The organism is Mycobacterium sp. DL, from assembly GCF_039729195.1.
GTDB lineage: Bacteria > Actinomycetota > Actinomycetes > Mycobacteriales > Mycobacteriaceae > Mycobacterium > Mycobacterium hippocampi_A.
The window spans coordinates 3,701,243-3,723,550 of record NZ_CP155796.1 but is presented as its reverse complement, the minus strand read 5'-3'; the positions used below and the strand labels follow the sequence as shown (position 1 = coordinate 3,723,550).

Sequence of the window (22,308 nt, the reverse complement as noted above, 5' to 3'; positions counted from 1 at the left end):
CTAGTTCAGCGCGGCCGCCAGGCGACGCCACTGTTCCCGCGGGAACTCCGTGGGATCTGCGGTGATCACCTGGACGCAGACGTGGTCGGCACCCGCCGCCCGGTGTTCGGCGACCCGGGCGAGGATGGCGTCCTCGTCACCCCAGGCGATGATCGCGTCGAACAACCGGTCGCTGACCGACGCGACGTCGTCCTCGGTGAATCCGGACCGCAGCAGGTTGTTGGCATAGTTCGGCAGCGCGAGGTAGGACCGCAGCCAATCGGCGCCGACGGCGCGCGCCTGCTCGCGGTCGTCGGTCAGCATCACGGTCTGTTCGGGCAGCAGCATCGGGCCCTCACCGAGCACCTCGCGGGCGGTGTGGGTGTGCTCGGGGGTGACCAGATAGGGATGCGCTCCGCCGGCGCGGGTCGCCGAGAGCTGCAGCATCTTCGGTCCGAGCGCGGCCAGCACCCGGTTCGCGACCGGCACCGGCTGTGCCGCGCTGTCCAGGCCGTCGAGGAAGGCCTTCGTGGCGGCAAGCGGTTTGCGGTAGAGGCCGGGCTCCTTCGAGTCGATCAGCGGCGCGTGGCTCACCCCGATGCCGAGCAGGAACCGGTCGCCGTGGGTCTCGGTCAACGTGGCGTAGCGGTCGGCGACCTCTACCGGGTCGTGCATCCAGAGGTTGAGGATTCCGGTGGCGATCACGGTCCGCTTCGTGGCCGACAGCAGGTTGTCGACCGAATCGAGAACAGGGCCACCGACATCGGGAATCCACAGCGCGGGGAACCCGAGTTCGTCGAGTTCGGCGGCGGCCTCGGCGGCCTCCGTCGGGTTTCCGTAACGCAACTGCGAACTCCACAGGCCAACACCGGATAGCTTCATGCCTCCACTCATACAGTGCCCGGGGTCGCGGGCGCTACGGTCTCTGCATGGCATTCGATCCCGGCGCGGTCGGCCGTGCGTTCTCCGAACACCGCTTCGACGACGCACTCGAGCACCTCGCCACCGACGTGAAGTGGACGATCGTCGGTTACATGGTTCTCGAGGGCAGCGACGCGGTTCGGCAGACGTGCCGCGACACGCTGGAGAGCCTCGAGGGCACGTCGATCGAGTTCGACCGGTGTGTCACCGCGGCCGGTGACGACGTCGTCGCCGTGGACACGGTCGTCCGCTACGTCCGCCCGGACGGCGTCACCGCCGTCGCGAGCTGTGCCGTCTACGAATTCGACGGGGAGAAGATCAGCACCATCACGTCCTACGCGGTCGAGGTCGACCCCGGAGACGCCGGCGCCCAGCCGCCGCCGCGACTGTGACGTAGAACGCTCCTCCCGGGTGACCGGGCGGGTACCTCCCTGCCCGTGCACGCGTTGTGCCAGGATGTTCCGCATGCCGAGGATGGGCTTAGGGAAGGCTAACCACACCGTTCCCGAGCCGATCGCCATCGTCGGCATCGGCTGCCGCCTCGCGGGTGACATCACCACCCCGGACGAGTTCTGGTCGTTCCTGCTAGCCGGCGGCAGCGCTGTGCGCGAGGTTCCCGCCGAACGGTGGCAGCCGTACCTGCACCGGGACCCGCGCAACGCCGCGGTCCTGCGGGCGACGACACGGTGGGGCACCTTCCTCGACGACCTGCCCGGGTTCGACGCCGAGTTCTTCGGGGTGTCCCCACGCGAGGCCGCCCTGATGGACCCCCAGCAGCGGCTTGCGCTCGAGGTGTCGTGGGAGGCGTTGGAGCACGCGGGGATAACACCGCGGTCGCTGGCCGGAAGTGACACCGCGGTGCTGATGGGCGTCAACTCCGACGACTACGGAAAGCTCCTCATGGAGGATCTTGCCGGGATCGAGGCGTGGACCGGGATCGGCACCTCGCTGTGCGGGGTGGCCAACCGGGTGTCGCACCTTCTCGACCTGCGTGGCCCGAGCGTCGCGCTCGACGCTGCCTGCGCCGCGTCGCTGGTCGCGGTGCATCAGGGGTGCCAGCTGCTGCGTGACGGCGAATCGTCGCTGGTGCTCGCCGGTGGCGTCAGCGCGCTCATCGGCCCCGGCCTGACCCGGGTGCTCGACGTCGCGGGGGCGACCGCGCCCGACGGCCGCTGCAAGACGTTCGACGACGCTGCGGACGGCTACGGCCGCGGCGAGGGTGCCGGGGTCGTGGTGCTCAAGCGCCTCGCCGACGCATTGCGCGACGGCGACCGGGTGCTGGCGGTGGTGCGCGGCGGCGCGGTCGCCCAGGACGGTCGCACCGTCGGCATCATGTCGCCCAACGGCGAGGCACAGGAGGATCTCTTCCGGTTGGCCTGCCGGGTGTCCGCGGTGCCGCCGGCCAGCGTCGGCTACATCGAAGCGCACGGCACCGGCACCCCGACCGGAGATCCGGTGGAACTCGGTGCGCTCTCCGCCGTCTACGGCGCCGGGCGCGCCGACGCCCCGTGTGCCGTGGGGTCGGTGAAACCGAACACCGGCCACCTCGAAGGCGGTGCGGGTGTCGTCGGGCTGATCAAGGCGACACTGGCGCTGCATCACGAGATGCTGCCGCCCACTGCCGGCGTGCGCACCCTGAGCAGCGCCGTCGACTGGGCGACCAGCGGCCTGAGGGTCCCCACCGAGGCGGAGTGCTGGCCGCGCGGCGCCGACCCTCGACGCGCCGCGGTCTGCAGCTACGGCTACGGCGGCACCATTGCCCACCTGCTCATCGAGGAAGCGCCGGAGCCCCCTCCGGCTTCCGCCGCACCACGGCCCACCCTCATCCCGTTGTCCGGCCGCTCCGAAGCGCGTCTGGCGTCGCAGGCGTCGGCGCTGGCCGGGTACCTGCGTGCGGCCGAAACTCCGGTGGCCGAGGTCGCATCGACAATGTGGACGCGCCGTTCCCACCAACCGGTCAGGGGTGCGGTGGTGACCTCCGGTCTCGTCGAGTCCAACTCTGCGACAACCGTCGTCGACGCGCTCGACGCGCTGGCGCTGGGTGTGCGGGACCCGCGGGTGGTCACCGGAACGGGCGTGCCCGGGGCGGAAAACGGTGCGGTGTGGGTGTTTTCAGGTCACGGGTCGCACTGGGCGGGCATGGGTCGTGAGCTGCTCGCCACCGAACCCGCGTTCGCGGCCACCATCGACGAGGTCGACGCGGTGTTCGCCAGGGAGCTCGGATTCTCCGCACGCGAGGCCTTGACCACCGAACAACTCGGCGGCACCGACCAGGTGCAGGCCCTGACCTTCGCCATGCAGGTCGGCCTCGCCGCGGTGCTGCGCGAGCACGGAGTCAGACCCGCCGCGGTGATCGGCCACTCGGTCGGCGAAGTCGCCGCCTGCGTGGTGTCGGGGGTGTTCGATCTCGTGCACGGCGCATCGGTCGCCTGCTTCCGGGCCCGTGGCTTCCGTTCCGTCATGGGCGACGGTGCGATGGCGTTGGTGCGACTGCCGTTCGACGAGGCGGACCGCCGGCTGCACGGCCGAACCGACGTGGTGGCGGCCATCAGCGCCTCGTCGGAGTCCACCGTGGTGTCGGGAACGGTGGCCGCGGTCCGGGCGGTGGTCCAGGCGTGGACCGACGAGGGTGTGACGGTGCGCCCGGTCAACACCGACGTGGCCTTCCACAGTCCCGCGATGGATGCCCTCACGGCTGAACTCGCCCGGCTCGTCGGCGGATTGCCCGAACCCGGCAGCGCCCAGGTGCCGCTCTACACCACAGCGCTCGCCGACCCGAGATCCGCGGCGCCGCGTGACCCCGACTACTGGGTCGCCAACCTGCGCGGGCGGGTGCGATTCGCCGAGACGGTGCGGGCCGCTGCCGAGGACGGCCACCGGTTGTTCCTGGAGATCTCGGCCCACCCGGTGGTGTCCCACTCGATCGTCGAGACGTTGCTGCATCACGGGATGACCGACCACGCGGTGGTGCCGGTGTTGCGCCGCGACCAGCCCGAGCAACGGGCCGTCGGCGCGGCGATCGCGGGGTTGTACTGCCATGGGGCGCCGGTCGAGCACGGCGTCACGGCCGGTACCGCGTGGGCCTGCGACCTGCCCGGTACGTCGTGGCAGCATCGCCGGTTCTGGCGGACACCGACCCCGCCGCCGGGCACCCGCGCCCTGCACGACGGCATGTCGAACACGCTGCTCGGTGGTGTGCTGGAGGTGACCGGGGCGGTGCCCGCGCGGGTCTGGCAGACCCGGCTGGACATGGAGAACCGGCCCTATCCCGGGGACCATCCGGTGCAGAACACCGAGATCGTCCCTGCGGCAGTACTTCTCAACACATTCCTGACCGCCGGCGGCGGCGATCTTACCGATGTGCGGCTGCGTACCCCTGTGGCGCCGGCACGGGCCCGCGACATCCAGGTGGTGCTGCAGGACCGGTCACTGCGGTTGTCGTCCCGACTGGTCGACGAGGAATCCGACAACACCTGGCTCACGCACAGCAGCGCTGTGGTCGCGGACGGCGAACCGACGGCCGACACTGTCGCAGCGGGCGTCCTGCTGCGGTGCCCGGAGGAGCTGCCACCCGGCCATGTCATCGACACGCTCGCCGGCGTCGGGGTGGCGGCGATGGGATTCGGTTGGCAGGTTCTCGAGTTGCGGCGCGGTGACGGCGAACTGTGGGCTCGGGTGTCGGCCGAACCGGACGGATCGGCGCCGTCGACCTGGGCGGGCCTGCTGGACGCGGCGACATCGGCGGCGTCGACGGTGTTCGGCGGCGCCCCGCGGCTGCGGATGCCCGCGCGCATCAACCGCGTGCACGTCCAGGGCACCCCTCCGGCGGTGGCGGTCCTGCTTGTCAGGCACCGAGAGGGGACCACGACCGACGTGTCGATCGCCGACGAGTCCGGCACCGTGCTGGCGTTGCTGTCGGCGATGACCTTCGAGGAACTCGAGAGCCCGGCAGGTACCGACACCTCGCGGCTGCTGCACCATGTGGCGTGGCACCCGACGCCGTGGCCGGAGCAGGACCGGCCGACCGACGTGCTGCTGGTGGGTGGCACCCGCGACGAACTCGGCCGGGTGCAGCGTGATCTCACAGGCGAGGGCGTCCCGAGCCGCAGGTATCCCGACCCCGACGAGCTGCCCTGCAGCCAGGCGCCCGGGTCGGTGGTCCTGGTCCTGCCGTCCACCGACGACACTCCCGAGGCGGCCGCAGAACTGGTGTTGCGCACGCTGAAGCGACTGCACGACAATAACTCTGCGGCCCGGTTGTGGGTGCTGACCCGACACGTGCACGAGGGCGCGAACCTGGTGCACGCCCCGCTGTGGGGGATGGCCAGGGTCGCCGCTGCCGAGCATCCGCAGCTGTGGGGCGGGGTTCTGGACCTGTCCGACGACGCGGTGCCGGTCGGTGTGCTCGCCTCGCTGCACGGCCATGGCGTGGTGGTGGTTCGCGACGGCATCGCGCTGACCGCTCGGCTCGCTCACGGCGGGCCGGCCGGTGGCCCGCCGATGACGTGTACACCGGGCGGGACGTACCTGGTCACCGGCGGCACCGGGGTGCTCGGCCTGCGGATCGCCGCGCGGTTGGCCGATCTCGGTGCCCGCCGCCTGGTGTTGCTGTCGCGCACGGGTATGCCGCCGCGGCACCGGTGGGCCGACGAGAGCCACCGCGAGGCGGGTGGCGCGATCTCCGCGCTGGAGGAACGCGGGGTGTCCGTACACGTCGCGCCGATCGACATCGGCGCCGCCGACGCCGCGGAGCGGCTGCAGGCGGTGCTGCGGGACCTACCGCCGGTGCGAGGTGTCGTCCACGCCGCGGGTGTGGAAGCCGGTGCGCTGCTGATCAATACGACGCCCGAGGACATCAGGACCGCGATGCGGCCCAAGGTCGGCGGCACTCTGGCCCTGCACCGGGTGTTCCCGCCCGGAGAGCTGGACTGGATGGTGCTGTTCTCGTCGTGCGGCTATCTGGCGGGCTTTCCCGGGCAGGGTGCGTACGCGTGCGCCAACGCGTTCCTGGATGCGGCCGCGCGGCACCGCGGCAGCCTCGGGGACCGTACCGTCAGCGTGGCGTGGACCGCCTGGGGAGGCCTCGGCATGGGCTCGGCGTCGGGATTTGTTGCGGCCCAACTGGAAGCGCTCGGGATGGGCACCATAGGAGCCGACGACGCGATGCGTGCCCTGGACTCGGCGATGCGCGGTCAGGAGTCCAACGTTGTTGTGCTGCCGGTGCTTCCGGACGCTGCAGCGGTGCCGATCCTGGCCGATGTCGCACCGACAGGGGAGTCGGAGGCCGGCTCCGGTGAGGCGCCCGCGGGTCCGGGTGACGCCGACGTGGACGAGTGGGTGGCGCAGCAGGTCGCCGAGGCGGTGGCCCATGAACTCGGCCTGCTCGCAGGCGACGTGGACGCGCGGATGCCACTCGTCGAGACCGGTGTCGACTCGATCATGACCGTCGCGCTGCGCCGCTCGCTCGAGAAACGCACCGGCCTGGCGCTGCCGCCGACCCTGCTGTGGGAACATCCGACAGCGGCGGCGGTGACCGCCCGGATCGTCGAACTGCTGGGGGACCGCGAAGAAGCCGAGGTCTTCTGACCTCGGGGGTCAGGTCCAGCTCTGGTACTCCAGGCAGACACAGGGATGTTCGCCGTAGGACATGTCGTGGCACGCGCCGTGGCCGCGACCCGCTTCGGCGCGCTCTCCCGCGTGGTCGGTGCCGGGATCCAGATGCACATCCAGATCGTGATGCTCTTTCGCGTGGCCGCACACCTTGCAGTACGTCGTGATCGTCTCGGTCATGGGCTGTCCTCTCCGGTCACTTCCCACCGTGCGCTGCCGGGGGAAGCCGGAGTAGGGCCCTTTGGCCACTCGGGCGCGGGATTACGTCCCTGCGACGCTCAGCATGGCGACCAGCTGTTTCTTGTCGACCTTGCCCACGGCGGTCGTCGGCAGCGAAGGCATCGGCTTCAGGACATCCGGGCGCGCATGGGCGGACGCGCCGCGCTCGTCCAGGTAGCTGTTCAGCTCCGTCAGCGTGATCGGCTTACCCCGGAAAACCACTGCGGCGCAGATCTTTTCACCCAGATACTCGTCGGGCAGCGCGACCGCAGCGGCCGCGTAGATCGTGGGGTGGGTGTGCAGGTGGTCCTCGAGGTCGGTCGCGGACACCGTTTCGCCGCCGCGGTGGATGACGTCTTTGATCCGGCCGACGACCTCCACATAGCCGGCCCTCGGCCCGTCGGCGAAGATGCGCACCCGGTCGCCGGTGCGGTAGAAGCCGTCGGGTGAGAACGAGCGGGCGTTGGCGTCGTCTGCCCGGTAGTAGCCGTTGAGTGTGTACGGCCCGCGCACCAGCAGTTCGCCCTCGTCACCCGGAGCGACCTCGTCACCGTTCTCGTCGACCACCCGCATCTCGTCGTGTGGTGACATCGGCCGGCCCTGCGTGTGCACCTTAGCGTCGACCGGGTCCCCGGGCCTGGTGAAGTTCAGCATGCCTTCGGCCATCCCGAAGATCTGCGACATGCCCGGCGTCAGGTTGTCCAGGATGAACGCCGCCTCCTCGGGGCTCATCCGCGAGCCGCCGACCTGGACGAATCTCAGTGACGTCGGCAGCACCGGCTCCCAGTCGCAGGCCTGCGCCCACACCTTCGCCAGCGCGTTGACCAGGCCGGTGACGGTGATCTGGTGGCGGTCGATCAGTGCGAAGGCGGCCTCGGGGCTGGGGTCTGCGGTGAACACGGTGGGAGCGCCGACGGTCATCGAGCCGAGCAGTCCGGGACAGGCCAGCGGGAAGTTGTGCCCGGCCGGCAGCGCCACCAGATAGGCGTCGTCGCCGGTCATGTCGCAGGCCTGCGCGCAGGCCCGCGCGTTGTAGACGTAGTCGTCGTGCGTACGGGCGATCAGTTTGGGCAGTCCGGTGGTGCCGCCGGAGACCAGCAGCAGCGCGGGCAGCGCCGGGTCGACGCGGCGCGCAGGGGCGGGCGGGCCGTCGAACTCGATGAGTGCCTCGAAGGACTGGAAGGGGCCGCTGTCGCCGTCGACGATGACGTGGCGCAGCGCCGGGTTCCCGGCGGCCACGCCGGCGGCCATGTCGAGGTAGTCGAAGCCGCCCGCGCGGTCGGCGACGATCAGCGCGACGGCACCGCTGATCTGAGCGAAATGGCCGAGTTCGGCGCTGCGATGCCCCGGCAGGCACATCACCGGTACGGCTCCGGCGCGCAGCAGCCCGAACAGCGCGACGGCGAACCGGCACGAGTTCGGCAACTGCAGCAGCACCCGGTCGCCGTCGGTGATCCCGAGATCGGCCAGCCCCGCGGCGAACCGGTCGGCCACCGCGTCGAGTTCGGCGAAGGAGTACGTCTGCGCGGTGTCGATCACGGCCGGCCGATCGGGCCAGGACGCCGCGGCTTCGGTCAGGACGGAGTCGAGCGGGCGGCCGGTCCAATAGCCTGCGCGGCGGTATTCCTGGGCGCGCTCCTCGGGAAAGGGGACAAAGCCGTGCGCCAGATCGGTGTGGTCTGGCCCGAGGTGCTGGTGGTCGCCCTGATCAGGCAGGAATTCGGTGCTCATCAGTAGTCGTCGCCCGCTCTGGGTAGGAGTTTTCGGTGACCCGAATATAGGGTAGCCTCCACGAAGTTAGGGCAGCCTGCGCTTAATTCTGGAGGCAGTCGAGGAGGTCTGGTGGGTGTAGCAACGACGTGGGCGGATTCTGTCCGCGACGAGGTCGCCGAACTCCTCGGTGTCAGTGCCGAGGACCTGGATCCCCAGGCCGACCTGATCGCCTCGGGCCTCGACTCGATCAGGATGATGTCGCTGTCGGGACGTTGGCGCCGGCAGGGCATCGACGTCGGATTCGCCGCGTTGGCCGCGAACCCCACCGTACAGGCGTGGACGGATCTGATCGCCGGACAAGCCGCGACACCCGGCGATGACGACCACCCGTCGGCCACCGGTGCGGGCGCAACTGAGGACGGCCAACCGTTCCCCCTGGCGCCCATCCAGCACGCCCTGTGGGTCGGCCGCAACGACGACCAGCAACTGGGCGGTGTCGCCGCTCATCTGTACGTCGAATTCGACGGCGCCGGAGTCGATCCCGAGCGATTGCGTGCCGCGGCCGCACGGTTGGCGGCCCGCCACCCGATGCTGCGGGTGGAGATCCTGCCAGACGGCACGCAGCGGATCGGTGACCGCGAACTCCCGGTCGAGGTCTACGACCTACGTGACCTCGACGTCGCAGCGGCAGAGGAACGGATCGAGCAGATCCGTGACACCAAGTCGCATCAACTGCTCGACGGCGAGGTGTTGGAGCTGTCGCTGTCGCTGCTACCCGACGGCCGGACCCGACTGCACGTCGACCTCGACATGCAGGCCGCCGACGCCGTCAGCTATCGCAACTTCATGTCCGATCTCGCGGTGTTCTACCGCGGCGGCGACCTGCCGCCGCTGCGGTACTCCTACCGCGAATACCGGACAGCGCTGACCGCCACGAACGCCGAGTCCGACGAGGACCGGCGGTGGTGGGCAGAGCGTGTTCCGCAATTGCCGGAGGGGCCCGCCCTGCCCCTGGTGCCGCGCTCGGAGCAGGCCGACCCCCGACGCGGGACACGTCGCTGGCACATCTTCGACGTACAGACCCGGGATGCGCTGTTCGCCGCGGCGCACCGCCGTGGCATCACCCCCGCGATGGCGGTGGCCGCGTCCTACGCGGGAACCTTGGCGCGCTGGTCGACCAACCGCCGATTCCTGTTGAACCTGCCCATGTTCGGCCGTGAACAGTTCCACCCCGACGTCGACGCACTGGTGGGGGACTTCACGTCGTCGTTGATGCTCGACCTCGATCTGACCGAAGCCGACACACCGATCTCGCGTGCGCGCCAAGCGCAGCAGACCCTGCACACCACGGCCCGGCATTCCAGCTACTCGGGGTTGTCGGTGCTGCGCGACCTGACGCGCCACCACGGCACGCCGGTGCTGGCACCGTTCGTGTTCACCAGTGCCCTCGGCCTCGGTGACCTGTTCGCCGGGGAGGTCACCGCACAGTTCGGCAGGCCGGTGTGGACCATCTCGCAGGGGCCCCAGGTGCTGCTCGACGCGCAGGCGACCCCGGTCGCCGAAGGACTGATGATCAACTGGGACGTCCGGGAGGATGCGTTCCGGCCGGGTGTCGCCGACGCGATGTTCGCCCACCACATCGCCGAGCTGGAACGGCTCGCCCGCGATGAATCTGCCTGGGACACAATCGATCCACCGGTGGCCATCGGTGAACAGCGGCACCTCGGCGCGGCCGAAACGACACCGAGCGGCGAAGCGCTGCACGACGGCTTCTTCCGCTGTGCCGCCGCCGATCCCGACGCCCCCGCGGTGTACACCGCCGACGGCGTCCTGAGCTATGGCGAACTGCGCGAGCAGGTGCTGGCGGTCGCTGCGGCGCTGACCGTTGCCGGCGTGCGGCACGGTGACGCCGTCGCAGTGATGGGGCCGAAGAACCACGAGCAGATCATCGCGCTGCTCGGGATCACCGCCGCGGGCGCGGTGTACGTGCCCGTCGGCGTGGACCACCCCGTCGAACGTGCCGATCGCATGCTGAAGAACGCCCGGGTCCGCATGGTGCTGGCCTGCGGCGACGAGCCGATCCCCGGCCGCTGCGGGTTGACCGTCGGCGAAGCCATCCGGGTGGGCGGTCGGGATGTCGGATTCACCCCCGCCGCAGTCGATCCCGAGGATCTGGCCTACATCTTGTTCACCTCCGGCTCGACCGGGGAGCCCAAGGGCGTGGAGATGCCGCACGCGGCCGCGATGAACACCGTCGAGTTCATCAACGCGCACTTCGAGATCGGACCCGAGGATCGGTGTCTTGCGCTGTCGACTCTCGAGTGTGACCTGTCGGTGCTCGACGTGTTCGGCACGCTGCGTGCGGGTGCCTCGATCGTCGTCGTCGACGAGCAGCACCGCCGCGACCCGGACACCTGGGCGCGGTTGATCGAACACCACCGCGTCACGGCGCTGCATTTCATGCCGGGCTGGCTGGAGATGCTGCTCGAGGTCGACGGCGACCTGTCCTCGGTGCGGGTGGTTCCGACCGGCGGAGACTGGGTGCGACCCGAGATGGTCCGCACGCTGCGCAAGCGCGCGCCGCAGGTCCGGTTCGCCGGCCTCGGCGGCGCCACCGAGACGGCGACCCACAACACGATCTGTGAGGTCGACGACCTCGCCGACGACTGGACGTCGGTGCCGCTGGGCATTCCGTTGCCCAACAACGTCTGCCGGGTTGTCGGCGCCGACGGACGGGATTGTCCGACCTGGGTGCCCGGTGAACTGTGGGTCGGCGGCCGCGGAATCGCGCGCGGCTACTGCGCCCGTCCCGATCTGACCGCCGAGCGTTTTGTCGAGCACGACGGCAGGACCTGGTACCGCACCGGTGACCTGGTCCGGTACCGGCCCGAGGGGCTCATCGAGTTCGTCGGACGGGCGGACCACCGGATCAAGATCAGCGGTTACCGCGTCGAACTCGGCGAGGTCGAGGCCGCACTGCGGCGCGCCCCGGGTGTCGACTCCGCGGTGGCTGCGGTCGTCGCCACCGACGGTGGCAGCGAACTCCTTGCTGCGCTCGTCTGTGCCGACGCCGGTGCGGCCGAACCCGATCCGAAGGCCGTCGCCGAAGCGATGGCCGAACGTGTTCCGCCGCACATGATTCCGCAGATCATCGTGTCCGCCGACCGGATCCCGTACACGCTGGGCGGCAAGATCGACCGTGCGGCGGTCGCCGAACGCTTGAAGGGCGCCGACGTGCTCACCGGGGTCGGCTACCGTGCCCCGGCCACTCCGGTGGAGGCCGCGCTGACCGGAATCATCGGCGAGGTTCTCGGGCGCGCCGACGTCGGCGCCGACGACGACTTCTTCGCCATCGGGGGAGATTCGGTGCTGGCCACCCAGGCGGTGGCCCGGATCCGGACATGGCTGGACACCCCGACGGTGATGGTCGCCGACATCTTCGCCACCCGCAGCGCCGCGGCGCTCGCCGCCCGACTCGGGGCGGCCGAACCGCATGGTGGCAGATTGGCCGAAGTGGCCCGGCTCTACCTCGAGGTCGCGGCGATGGATGCTGCCGACGTAGCCGCGGAGCTGGATTCCACGCTCGACACCAACTCGGCCCCTGGACGATGATCGGCGAAGCGCATCAGATCGAGCTCACACCGTGGATCAAGAGATTTCCCGGCCGGCAGGGAACGGCGACGATCATCTTCCCGCACGCCGGCGGAGCTGCCGCCGCCTACCGCACTTTCGCGATGGCGCTGTCGGCCAACGGAGTCGACACCTACATCGTCCAGTATCCGCAGCGCGGTGAACGCCTGGCGCACCCCGCTGCCGAGACCGTCGACGATCTCGCCGCCGAGATGATCGCCGCTGCGGACTGGGCGCGGTTGGGTCCACTGAGGTTGTTCGGGCACTGCATGGGCGCGCTCGTGGGATTCGAGTTCACGCGGATGGCGCAGCGGCGGGGCATCGATGTCCGCGAGCTGTGGGCGTCGGCGAGCCAGGCGCCCTCGACCGTCGCCGAGTCCCGACCGGTGCCCACCACCGACCGCGAGATGCTGGCCGACATCGTCGAAATGGGCGGCACCGATGCGCGTCTGCTCGAGGACGAGGACTTCCTGGAGCTGCTCCTGCCCGCGGTTCGTGCCGATTACCGGGCATTCAACCGGTACTCGTGCGATCGAGGGGTGCGGATCAAGGCCGACATCCACGCGGTCGGCGGTCGTGCAGACCACCGGGTGGAGGTGGACCTGCTGCGGCAGTGGGAATCCCACACCGACGCCGCATTCACCGTCACGTTGTTCGACGGCGGCCACTTCTACGTCGACGACCATCTCGTCGAGGTCGCCGAGCTGGTGAGCTGCACGTGACCGACGACACCATCGTCATCGTCGGTTTGGCGGTCGAGGCGCCCGGCGGGGTGGAGAACACCGCCGACTACTGGGATCTGCTCGCCGAACAGCGCGAGGCACTGACCCCGTTCCCCGACGACCGCGACTGGTCGATCCGCGACCTTCTCGACGGTTCGCGCCGGGAGGGCTTCAAACGCATCCACAACCTCGGCGGTTTCCTCGCCGGCGCGGGCAGCTTCGATCCCGAGTTCTTCGGGATATCCCGACGCGAGGCCGTCGCCATGGACCCCCAGCAGCGGGTCGCGCTGCGGGTTGCGTGGCGCGCGCTGGAGGACGCAGCCATCAACCCCGACGATCTCGCCGGGCACGACGTCGGCTGTTATGTCGGTGCGTCGGATATGCGCTACGGGCCCGCGATGGCCGAGTTCTCGCACCACAGCGGGCATCTGATCACCGGCACGTCGTTGGGGGTGATCTCCGGGCGCATCGCCTACACGCTGGGACTCACCGGTCCGGCGATGACGGTGGACACGTCGTGTTCCTCGGCGCTGTCGGCGGTGCACCTCGCGGTGCAGGCACTGCGGTCCGGGGACTGTGACCTCGCCCTGGCCGGCGGGATCTGCGTGATGGGATCACCCGGGTATTTCGTGGAGTTCTCCAAACAGCACGCCCTGTCCGACGACGGGCATTGCCGCCCCTACAGCGCCCACGCGAGCGGCACCGTGTGGGCCGAAGGGGCCGGAATGTTCGTCCTGCAGCGGAAATCGGCGGCCGTACGGGACCGGCGTCGCATCCTCGCCGAGGTCCGGGCCAGTTGCGCGAACTCCGACGGCCGGTCGGTCGGGCTGACCGCGCCCAGCCACGACGCCCAGGTCCGGTTGTTCCGTCGCGCGCTCGCCACCGCCGACCTCGACGTCGACGACGTGGGCATGGTGGAGGGGCACGGCACGGGTACCCGCCTCGGCGACCGCACCGAACTGAGCTCTCTGGCAGCGACGTACGGGGCCGGCACTGCCGGGCAGGGACCGCTGTTGGGGTCGGTCAAGTCCAACGTCGGGCACACGCAGGCCGCCGCAGGTGCGCTCGGACTGGCGAAGGTGTTGCTGGCCGCCGAGCACGCTGCGGTGCCGGCAACGCTGCACGTCGACGAGCGCAGCCGCGAAATCGATTGGGAATCCCAGGGTCTGCGACTCGCGGAGAAGTTGACGCCGTGGCCGGCGGTCGACGGGGTACGGCTCGGGGCGGTCTCGGCGTTCGGGATGAGCGGCACGAACACCCATGTCGTGGTTGCGGTCCCTGAAGGCGACCGGGAAGGCAGGGCCGCGTGATGCCCGCCGCCCGACTGCCCGACGGCCGGATCCCGGTGCTGCTGAGCGCACACGACGAGGACCTGCTCGCCGCCGATGCGGCAGCGCTGGCCGACTACCTCGATCGCGAGGGCGGCGATGTCGGACGGATCGCCGCGCACCTGATCGCCACCCGGCGGGTGCGCCGCCATCGGGTGGTGCTGCGCGCCGCTGATCGGCACGAACTCGCTGCGGGCCTGCGCGCCGTCGCGCGGGGGGAGCAGCACCCGCTGGTCGAGCGTTCGGCACGCCGGGCCGGTTCCCGCACCGCATTCGTTTTTCCCGGACAGGGCAGTCAGTGGCCGGGGATGGGCGCCGAGGCCTACCGTCTGCTGCCCGGCTACCGGGCGGCGGCCGACGATCTCGAGGCGGCGTTTCTGGCCGCCGGACTGCGATCACCGCTGCCGTTCCTGACGATCGCTTTGGACCCGAATGACCCGAATACGGTGTCGCAGTTGGAGCTTCAGGGCGGCCAGTTCGTCCACGCCGTCGCGTTGGCATCCGTCTGGCGCTCCTGCGGAATCGTGCCCGACCTGACGATCGGTCACAGCCTCGGCGAGGTAGCAGCGGCCTACGTCGCCGAGGCCATCACCCTTGCTGACGCGGTCGCGGTGCTCGCCGCGCGGGCGCACGCGATCGAGAGCATCCCCGGCCGCCACGGCGTTGCAGTACTCGGCGTCGGTCCCGCGCAGGCGGCCGAAATGATCAACGCCAATGGGGGCTGGCTGGAGCTCTCGGCGGTCAACGCGGCGGAATCGGTGGCGGTTGCGGGGGACCGGGATGCCATCACCGAGGTGGTCGCCACCGCCACCGCCGAGGGCCTGTTCGCCCGGGAACTCGCGATGAGCTTTCCGGCGCACACCAGCGCGATGGACCCGCAGCACGCCGATCTGCTGCGCCGACTGCCGAATTCGGTGTTCACCGACTCCGCAGTGCAGTTCATCGGGTCGGCGACCGGGTCGGTCGTTCCGGCGGGCACCGAGTTCGGCGCATACTGGTATGCCAACCTGCGCAACACCATCCGCTTCGACCGGGCCGCCGCTGCCGCGATCGGTTGTGGCGCCGAGGTTTTCCTGGAGATGTCGGCGCACCCGTCGTTGCTGTTCGCCGTCGAGGACGCGAGGGAACGCCACGGCGACGCCGGCAGTGAGCCGGCCGTCCTCATCGGCTCGGGTCACCGCGACGAGCCGCTGATCGACCACCTCGCGGCGAACATCACGGCTGCCGCCGTCGCGGATCCGGCATACCGCTGGGCCGATCTGCTCGGCGCCTCTCACGAACCGCTGCGGGGCCTGCCCGGTGCGCCGATGCGGACCGAACACTTCTGGGCCACAGCAGAACCGCTTCCGCCCGCGCCCGGCGTCACCGTCACCAGCGAGGAGTGGCGCCCGCAGCCGTCGCGCTCCCGATCGGCCGAAGGCGTTCGGTCGGTGGCAGTGCTCGACCTCGGACCCGAGGGGCCGCTCGCCGCGCGGCTCCGTGGTGCCGTCGACGCTCACCGCGGTGCGGTGCTCACCACCGCAGGTGATGCCGACGTCGTCGTCGTGGTGGCAGCCACACTCGCCGGCGCTGACACCCTCGCCGCCGTCGGGGAGTTGGCAGAGGGGATCGACGCGGGGCTCCTGGACTATGTCGACAGCGTCGGTGCCACGTGCCGGGACGTGTGGCTGGTGACTGCGGGCGCCGAGCAGGTCCTTGCCGCCGACCCCGTCGCCGACCCCGCGCAGGCCGCGTTGGCGGCGATGCACCGCTGTGTCGGCTTCGAATTCCCCGACCAGGCTTTCCATCATGTCGACCTGCCGTCGCCTCACACGTCGGACGCAACGCTCACCGAGACGGTGAACGTGGTGCTCGGCGACGCGGGCGAAGTGGCGGTGCGCAGCGGGGACACCGCTGCCACCGTCTATCGGCGGGCGATCGGTGACGACGCGTCCGCGGCCCCGCCGTGGCGGCTGGACTCCGGGGTGCTGGACAACGTGGTGATCACCGGTGGATCCGGCGCGATCGGGCTCAGCTTCGCGCGGACGTTCGCCGCACATGGCGCCCGACGGATCGTGCTGCTGAGCCGTCGCGGCGTGGAACCTGCGGTGCTCGAGGAACTGCGCGCCGGGCACGACGGTGTGATCGTCGCGCCACCATGTGACATCGCCGACGTCGAACAGGTCTCGGCCACCGCCGCGGGTCACGCCGACGGCGAGGCGACGTTGGTCATCCACGCCGCCGGAACCGCCTCGTTCGCCGACAGGAAGAACACCACCGGGCAATCGCTGCGCGACATGTCGGCGGCCAAGCTCGCCGGACTCGAACACCTGATGCACGTATGGCCGATTCGTGCCGACGCGCGAATCCTGTTGTGCTCGTCGGTGACCGGGGTGTGGGGCGGGAAGGGTGTGGCCGGCTACGCGGCGGCCAACCGGATGCTCGACGTGATGGCGGGTCAACTGCGTGCTCTTGGGCGCAACTGCACAGCCATCCGGTGGGGTCTGTGGGAGGGCGGCGGCATCGTCGACGAGGCCGAGATCGCGCGGGTCGAGCGCACCGGACTGCGGCAGATGGAGCCCGCACTGGCCGTCGCGGCCGGCTTGCACGACTACCCGAAGGACCCGCTGGTGCTGGCGGCCGATCCCGATCGGCTGCGACTGTTCTACGGCACCCCCGAACCCGAACGGTCAGACACTTCTGGTGACACCACCGTCGCGGCGACGACGATGACCGCACCGGAGGCCGTGCGCAGCCAACTGGCGAGCGTGCTCGACGTCGACTCGACGATGCTCGATCTGGACTCGTCGCTGTTCGACCTCGGGGTCGACTCGTTGCTTGCGCTGGACCTGCGAAAGCGCCTCACCCGCCTGACAGGACGAACGGTTCCGCTGGCGAGACTGCTCGGCGGGATCACGGGCACCGACCTGATCGCAGAGCTCTCAGAGAAAGTGGATACGTCGCGTGACTGACATCGACACCGGGGCACGGCTCGACGAGCAGCGGCTGGAACTGCTGCGGCGCAGGCTGCACGAGCGCGGTCTGAGTTCGGCCGACGGGAATGCGGCGGCCGACGATGCGGCCGGGCCGGCGCTGTCGGAGGGTCAGCTGCGCATGTGGTTCGTGCACGCCGCCGATCCCAGCGGTGCCCTGCTCAACGTCTGCCTGTCCTACCGGATCGCCGGTGAGGTCGACGTGACCCGGCTGCGCGATGCCGTCAACGCAGTCTCCCAGCGCCACAGCGTGCTTCGCACCACCTATCGGACCGAGGTCGGCGAATCCGGCCGCGACACCGGCATCCCGGTCCCGGTGCTTCACGCAGACCTGCAACCCGGGTGGTCGGAGCACGACCTGTCGGAGCTGTCCGAACGCGCCAGGCAGCTGCGGCTCGAGGTGCTGGCCCAGCGAGAGTTCGCCGCGCCCTTCGATCTGGGAGTCGACTCACCGCTGCGTATCACCGTGATCCGCACCGGCGCAGCGGAACTGGTGATGTTGCTGGTCGCACATCACATCGCCTGGGACGACGGATCCTGGGAGGTGTTCTTCGCCGATCTGACGCGCGCCTACACGGGGGCGCAGCTGGCGCCGTCCCCGAATCGCGCCGACGACGGTGCGGGCTCCGACGAAGCGGACATGGCCTACTGGCGTGCCGTCATGGTCGACCCGCCGGAGCCGCTCGAACTGCCCGGCCCGACGGGGTCCGCAGTCCCGACGAGCTGGCGATCGCAGCGCACCACGCTGCGGCTGGGTGCGGACGTCGCGGAAAGAGTGACCGCGATGGCCGCCGACGCGGGCGCCACCCCCTACGCGCTGTTGCTGGCCGTGTTCGGCGCGTTGGTGCACCGCTACAGCCACGTCGACGACTTCCTCGTCGCGACACCGGTGTTGAATCGCCCTGCGGATGCCGAAGATGCGATCGGCTACTTCGGCAACACGGTGGCGATGCGCCTGAAGCCGCGGCCGGGCGTGACGTTCCGCGAGTTCCTGGCCGAGACGGCCGAGACCGCTGTCGGTGCGTTCGCACACCAGCGGATCGGTCTGGACCGGATGGTGCGTGAGCTCAACCCCGACCGTCGCCACGGCGCCGAGCGGATGACGCGGGTCAGTTTCGGGTTCCGGGGACGCGACCGGTTCGGTTTCACACCACCCGGGGTCACCTGCGAACGCGCCGAGCTGCGCGCACATCTGACCCACCTGCCACTCGGTGTGATGATCGAGTTCGACGCCGCGGGGATCCTCGTCGAGCTCGAATACCTGGTGGAGATCATCGAACCGAAGCTCGCCAGGCAGCTCGTCGACCACTTCGCCACGCTGCTGGACAGTGCACTTGGCCATCCCGGCGACACCCTGAGCCAGCTGGAGTTGATGAGCGCCGAGGACATCGACTGGCTGCACGAGGTCTCCTACGGTGAGGAGTTCCGCACCCCGCCGGCGACGATCACCGACCTGATCGAGACACAGGTCGCCCGGACACCCGACACCACCGCGATGGTGTACGAAGGTCGCCACTACTCCTACCGGGAGGTCAACGAAGAGGCCAACCGCGTCGCGCACTGGCTGATCGGCCAGGGCATCGGGGCCGAGGACCGGGTCGGCGTGCTTCTCGACAAGTCACCCGAGCTGGTCGTCACCGCCCTGGGCGTGCTCAAGGCCGGTGCGGTCTACCTACCGATCGACCCGACCTACCCGCAGGACCGACTCGACTTCATCCTGGGGGACTGCGACGCCAAACTGGTTGTGCGCGAGGCGGTGGCGGGACTCGACGGATACCGCAGTGATGACCCCACCGATGCGGAGCGGGTTCGCCCGGTGCGCCCGCAGAACACCGCCTATCTGATCTACACCTCGGGCTCCACCGGCCTGCCCAAGGGGGTACCGGTGCCGCACCGGCCCGTCGCCGAGTACTTCGTGTGGTTCAAGGGCGACTACCAGGTGGACGTGACCGACCGGCTGCTGCAGGTCGCCTCCCCGAGCTTCGACGTCTCCATCGCCGAGGTGTTCGGCACCCTGGCCTGCGGGGCCCGGCTGGTGATCCATCGACCGGATGGTCTGCGCGACATCGGGTATCTCACCGATCTGCTGCGCGACGAGGGCATCACCGCGATGCACTTCGTGCCGTCGCTGCTGGGTCTGTTCCTGTCGCTGCCCGGCGTGAACCAGTGGCGGACACTGCAGCGGGTGCCGATCGGCGGTGAGGCGCTGCCCGGCGAGGTGGCCGACAAGTTCCACGCCACGTTCGATGCGCTGCTGCACAACTTCTACGGGCCCACGGAGACGATCATCAACGCCTCGCGGTTCAAGGTCGAGGGACGGCAGGGTACCCGGATCGTGCCGATCGGCAAGCCCAAGATCAACACCCAGCTGCATCTGCTCGACGATGCGCTGCGCCCGGTACCGGTCGGGTCGATCGGCGAGATCTACATCGGCGGAACGCATGTCGCCAACGGCTACCACCGCAGACCGGGGCTGACCGCGGAGCGCTTCATCGCCGACCCGTTCAACCCAGGCGCCAGGATGTACCGCTCGGGTGACCTCGCCCGCCGCAACGCCGACGGGGACGTCGAGTTCGTCGGACGTGCCGACGAACAGGTCAAGATCCGCGGCTTCCGCATCGAGCTGGGCGACGTCGCCGCGGCGATCACGGTCGACCCCAGCGTCGGGCAGGCCGTGGTGGTGGTCAGCGATCTACCCAACCTCGGCAGGAGCCTGGTGGGTTATCTGACGCCCGCCGACGGTGAGGTCGTCGACGTCGAGCGGGTGCGCGCCCGGGTGGCAGCTGCACTGCCCGAATACATGACACCGGCCGGTTACGTTGTCGTGCAGGAGATCCCGATCACCGCGCACGGCAAGATCGACCGGGCCGCACTGCCGGAACCCGAGATCTCCGCGATCACCGAGTTCCGGGACCCGGCCGCCGGCACCGAGCGGCAGCTCGCCGACGTGTTCGCCGACCTGCTCGGCCGTGACTCGGTCGGCGCCGACGACTCGTTCTTCGACCTCGGTGGACATTCGCTGCTGGCCACCAAGCTCGTCGCCGAGCTGCGTTCCCGGTTCGGGGTCGACGTGGGGGTGCGCGACATCTTCGAGCTCGGCACTGTTGCCCGGCTGGCCACCCACCTCGACGAGCTGGCCGCCGGCGAGGCCGGTACGGCGCGGCCGAGGCTTGTCGCGATGTCCCAGGACGGTCCGGCTCCGCTGTCGTCGTCTCAGCTCCGGTCGTGGTTCGGCTACCGGATCGAGGGGCCGACCCCGATCAGCAACATCCCGTTCGCCGCGCGCCTGTCGGGTCCGTGTGATGCCGACGCATTCACCGCCGCCATCCGCGACGTCGTCGACCGGCACGCGATCCTGCGCACCACATACCGCGAGATCGACGGCACCGCTTACCAGATCGTCAACCCACCCGCCGACATCGTGGTGCGGCGGGCCCGCGGCGACAGCGAGGCCTGGCTTCAGGCGGAGCTGGACAGGGAGCGCAAGCACGCGTTCGATCTGGAACGGGACTGGCCGATCCGCGCGGCAGTCCTGAGTGTCACCGACGGCGGAGCCGTCAAATCTGGCGACGAGCATGTGCTGTCGCTGGTGATCCACCACATCGCCGGTGACCACTGGTCCGGCGGTGTGCTGTTCGCCGACCTGGTCACCGCGTACCGCGCCAGGAAGAGCGGGCAGCGCCCGACCTGGGCGCCGCTGCCCGTGCAGTACACCGACTACGGCGCCTGGCAGGCGAGCCTGCTGAGCGACGACGCCGGAATCGTCGGGCCGCAACGCGAATTCTGGAGCCGTCAGCTCGAGGGCGTGCCCGTCGAGGCGGGTCTGCCGCTGGACTTCGCCCGCCCGCGGTTGCCGAGCGGCAAAGGTGATGCGGTGGAGTTCCGCATCGACGGCGCCACCAGGGACACGCTGGCGGCGCTGTGCCGCGAGCTGGGCATCACCGAGTTCATGCTGCTGCAGGCCGCCGTGGCGGTGGTGCTCTACAAGGCCGGCGGCGGTGCCGACGTCCCGCTTGGGACCCCGGTCGCCGGCCGGTCGGAGTCCGAGCTCGAACAGCTGGTGGGCTTCTTCGTCAATTTTGTGGTCCTGCGCAACGATCTGAGCGGCAACCCGACGCTGCGCGAGGTGCTGCGGCGGGCCCGCGACATGGCGCTGTCGGCATACTCGAACCAGGATCTGCCCTTCGAGCAGATCGTCGAGGCGGTCAATCCGCCGCGCTCGCTGTCGCACAATCCACTGTTCCAGGTCGTCGTGCACGTCCGCGAACAGCTGCCGCAGCGCCAGATGATCGATGCCGATACCGAGTTCACGGCTCTGGAACCGACATTCGACATCGCCCAGGCCGACCTGTCACTGAACTTCCTCGCCGGCGACGCAGCCGACGGGGGCGGATACCGGGGTCATCTGATCTACCGACCCGAGTTGTACACCCGGCGCACGGTGGAGCGGCTCGCCGGCTGGCTGGTCCGCGGCGTGGCGGCATTCGCCGAGAACCCCGACCTCACGCTGCGCGAGCTCGAGATCTTCGGAGCCGACGAGAAGCGACGGATCCTGGGGGAGTGGAGCACAGCTGCCGGTCCGACCCAGGTGTATGTGCTCGACGGCGATCTGGCCCCGGTTCCGGTGGGCGTTCTCGGCGACCTCCACCTTGCCGGCGGTCCGTTCTCGGGTGCACAGTGGCGTCGATCCGAGGACCCGGCGGCACGGCTGGTGGCCGATCCGTTCAGCGATCAACCCGGTGCCCGGCTGTACCGCACCGCCGACCGGGCGCGCTGGGACGACGACGGCCGCCTGGAGATCGTCGGTGCCGTCGTGGCGGACGGAGCCGGCGAGGCGATACACGTTGTGGCAGAACCGGAGTGGGAAGCCCCGCACACCGACACCGAGCGCGCCCTGGCGGGTCTGCTCGCCGACCTGCTCGATGCCGAGGACGTGGGTCGACACGACGACTTCTTCGGCCTCGGCGGCGACAGTGTGCTTGCGGTGCAGTTGGCGGCCAGGGCGCGTGACGCCGGGTTGGACCTGACCGCGCGGATGGTCTTCGAGCATCCCGGGGTCGCCGAACTCGCCGGAGCGATGGACGCTTCGACGGCGGTGGGGGAGTCCGAGGACGTGCACCATGCGCCGATGTCGGCTTCGGGACTGTCCGAAGACGAACTGGTCGAGCTGACCGCGACGTGGAGTACCTCCCGGGACGGCATCGGATGAAGGTC

The 22,308-nt window shown here is 70.0% G+C and carries 10 protein-coding genes; 7 read left to right on the top strand and 3 right to left on the bottom strand.

All coding sequences use genetic code 11. From position 1 onward, the window contains the following. Entirely contained in the window at positions 1-861 is an 861-nt protein-coding gene (locus ABDC78_RS17670; RefSeq protein WP_178359858.1) for an LLM class F420-dependent oxidoreductase, read from the bottom strand. 47 nt (positions 862-908) lie between these two features. On the opposite strand from ABDC78_RS17670, the gene ABDC78_RS17665 reads away from it, so the two are divergent. Both ABDC78_RS17665 and ABDC78_RS17660 read left to right on the top strand, forming a co-directional pair. Beyond that, entirely contained in the window at positions 909-1,292 is a 384-nt protein-coding gene (locus ABDC78_RS17665) for a nuclear transport factor 2 family protein (protein WP_178359859.1), read from the top strand. A gap of 73 nt (positions 1,293-1,365) precedes the next feature. Then, positions 1,366-6,486, top strand: a complete 5,121-nt coding sequence (locus tag ABDC78_RS17660) for a type I polyketide synthase (protein WP_178359860.1) — start codon at positions 1,366-1,368, stop codon at positions 6,484-6,486. Between the two features lie 9 nt (positions 6,487-6,495). Here ABDC78_RS17660 and ABDC78_RS17655 read toward each other — a convergent pair whose 3' ends face one another. Beyond that, entirely contained in the window at positions 6,496-6,690 is a 195-nt protein-coding gene (locus ABDC78_RS17655; protein WP_178359861.1) for a hypothetical protein, read from the bottom strand. A gap of 81 nt (positions 6,691-6,771) precedes the next feature. Further along, positions 6,772-8,460: an AMP-binding protein gene (locus ABDC78_RS17650; protein ID WP_178359862.1), complete on the bottom strand. Its 1,689-nt coding sequence runs from the start codon at positions 8,458-8,460 to the stop codon at positions 6,772-6,774. A gap of 111 nt (positions 8,461-8,571) precedes the next feature. Here ABDC78_RS17650 and ABDC78_RS17645 point away from each other — a divergent pair, with 111 nt between their 5' ends. Genes ABDC78_RS17645 through ABDC78_RS17625 form a run of 5 tightly spaced genes read left to right on the top strand, consistent with a single transcriptional unit; the run spans position 8,572 to position 22,303 of the window. Next, positions 8,572-12,054 (top strand): non-ribosomal peptide synthetase, encoded by a 3,483-nt coding sequence (locus ABDC78_RS17645; protein WP_178359863.1) that lies wholly within the window; start codon positions 8,572-8,574, stop codon positions 12,052-12,054. Then, positions 12,051-12,794: a thioesterase gene (locus ABDC78_RS17640; RefSeq protein ID WP_178359864.1), complete on the top strand. Its 744-nt coding sequence runs from the start codon at positions 12,051-12,053 to the stop codon at positions 12,792-12,794. Before ABDC78_RS17645 ends, ABDC78_RS17640 begins: the two co-directional genes overlap by 4 nt. Continuing rightward, positions 12,791-14,104 carry a polyketide synthase gene (locus ABDC78_RS17635; protein ID WP_178359865.1) on the top strand — a complete coding sequence of 438 codons (1,314 nt, stop codon included), beginning with the start codon at positions 12,791-12,793 and terminating at the stop codon, positions 14,102-14,104. Before ABDC78_RS17640 ends, ABDC78_RS17635 begins: the two co-directional genes overlap by 4 nt. Continuing rightward, positions 14,104-17,073: a mycobactin polyketide synthase MbtD gene (gene mbtD / locus ABDC78_RS17630; protein WP_178359866.1), complete on the top strand. Its 2,970-nt coding sequence runs from the start codon at positions 14,104-14,106 to the stop codon at positions 17,071-17,073. Before ABDC78_RS17635 ends, mbtD begins: the two co-directional genes overlap by 1 nt. Then, positions 17,066-22,303 (top strand): non-ribosomal peptide synthetase, encoded by a 5,238-nt coding sequence (locus tag ABDC78_RS17625; RefSeq protein WP_178359867.1) that lies wholly within the window; start codon positions 17,066-17,068, stop codon positions 22,301-22,303. The genes mbtD and ABDC78_RS17625 overlap by 8 nt, the downstream gene beginning before the upstream one ends. Positions 22,304-22,308 lie beyond the last annotated feature (5 nt).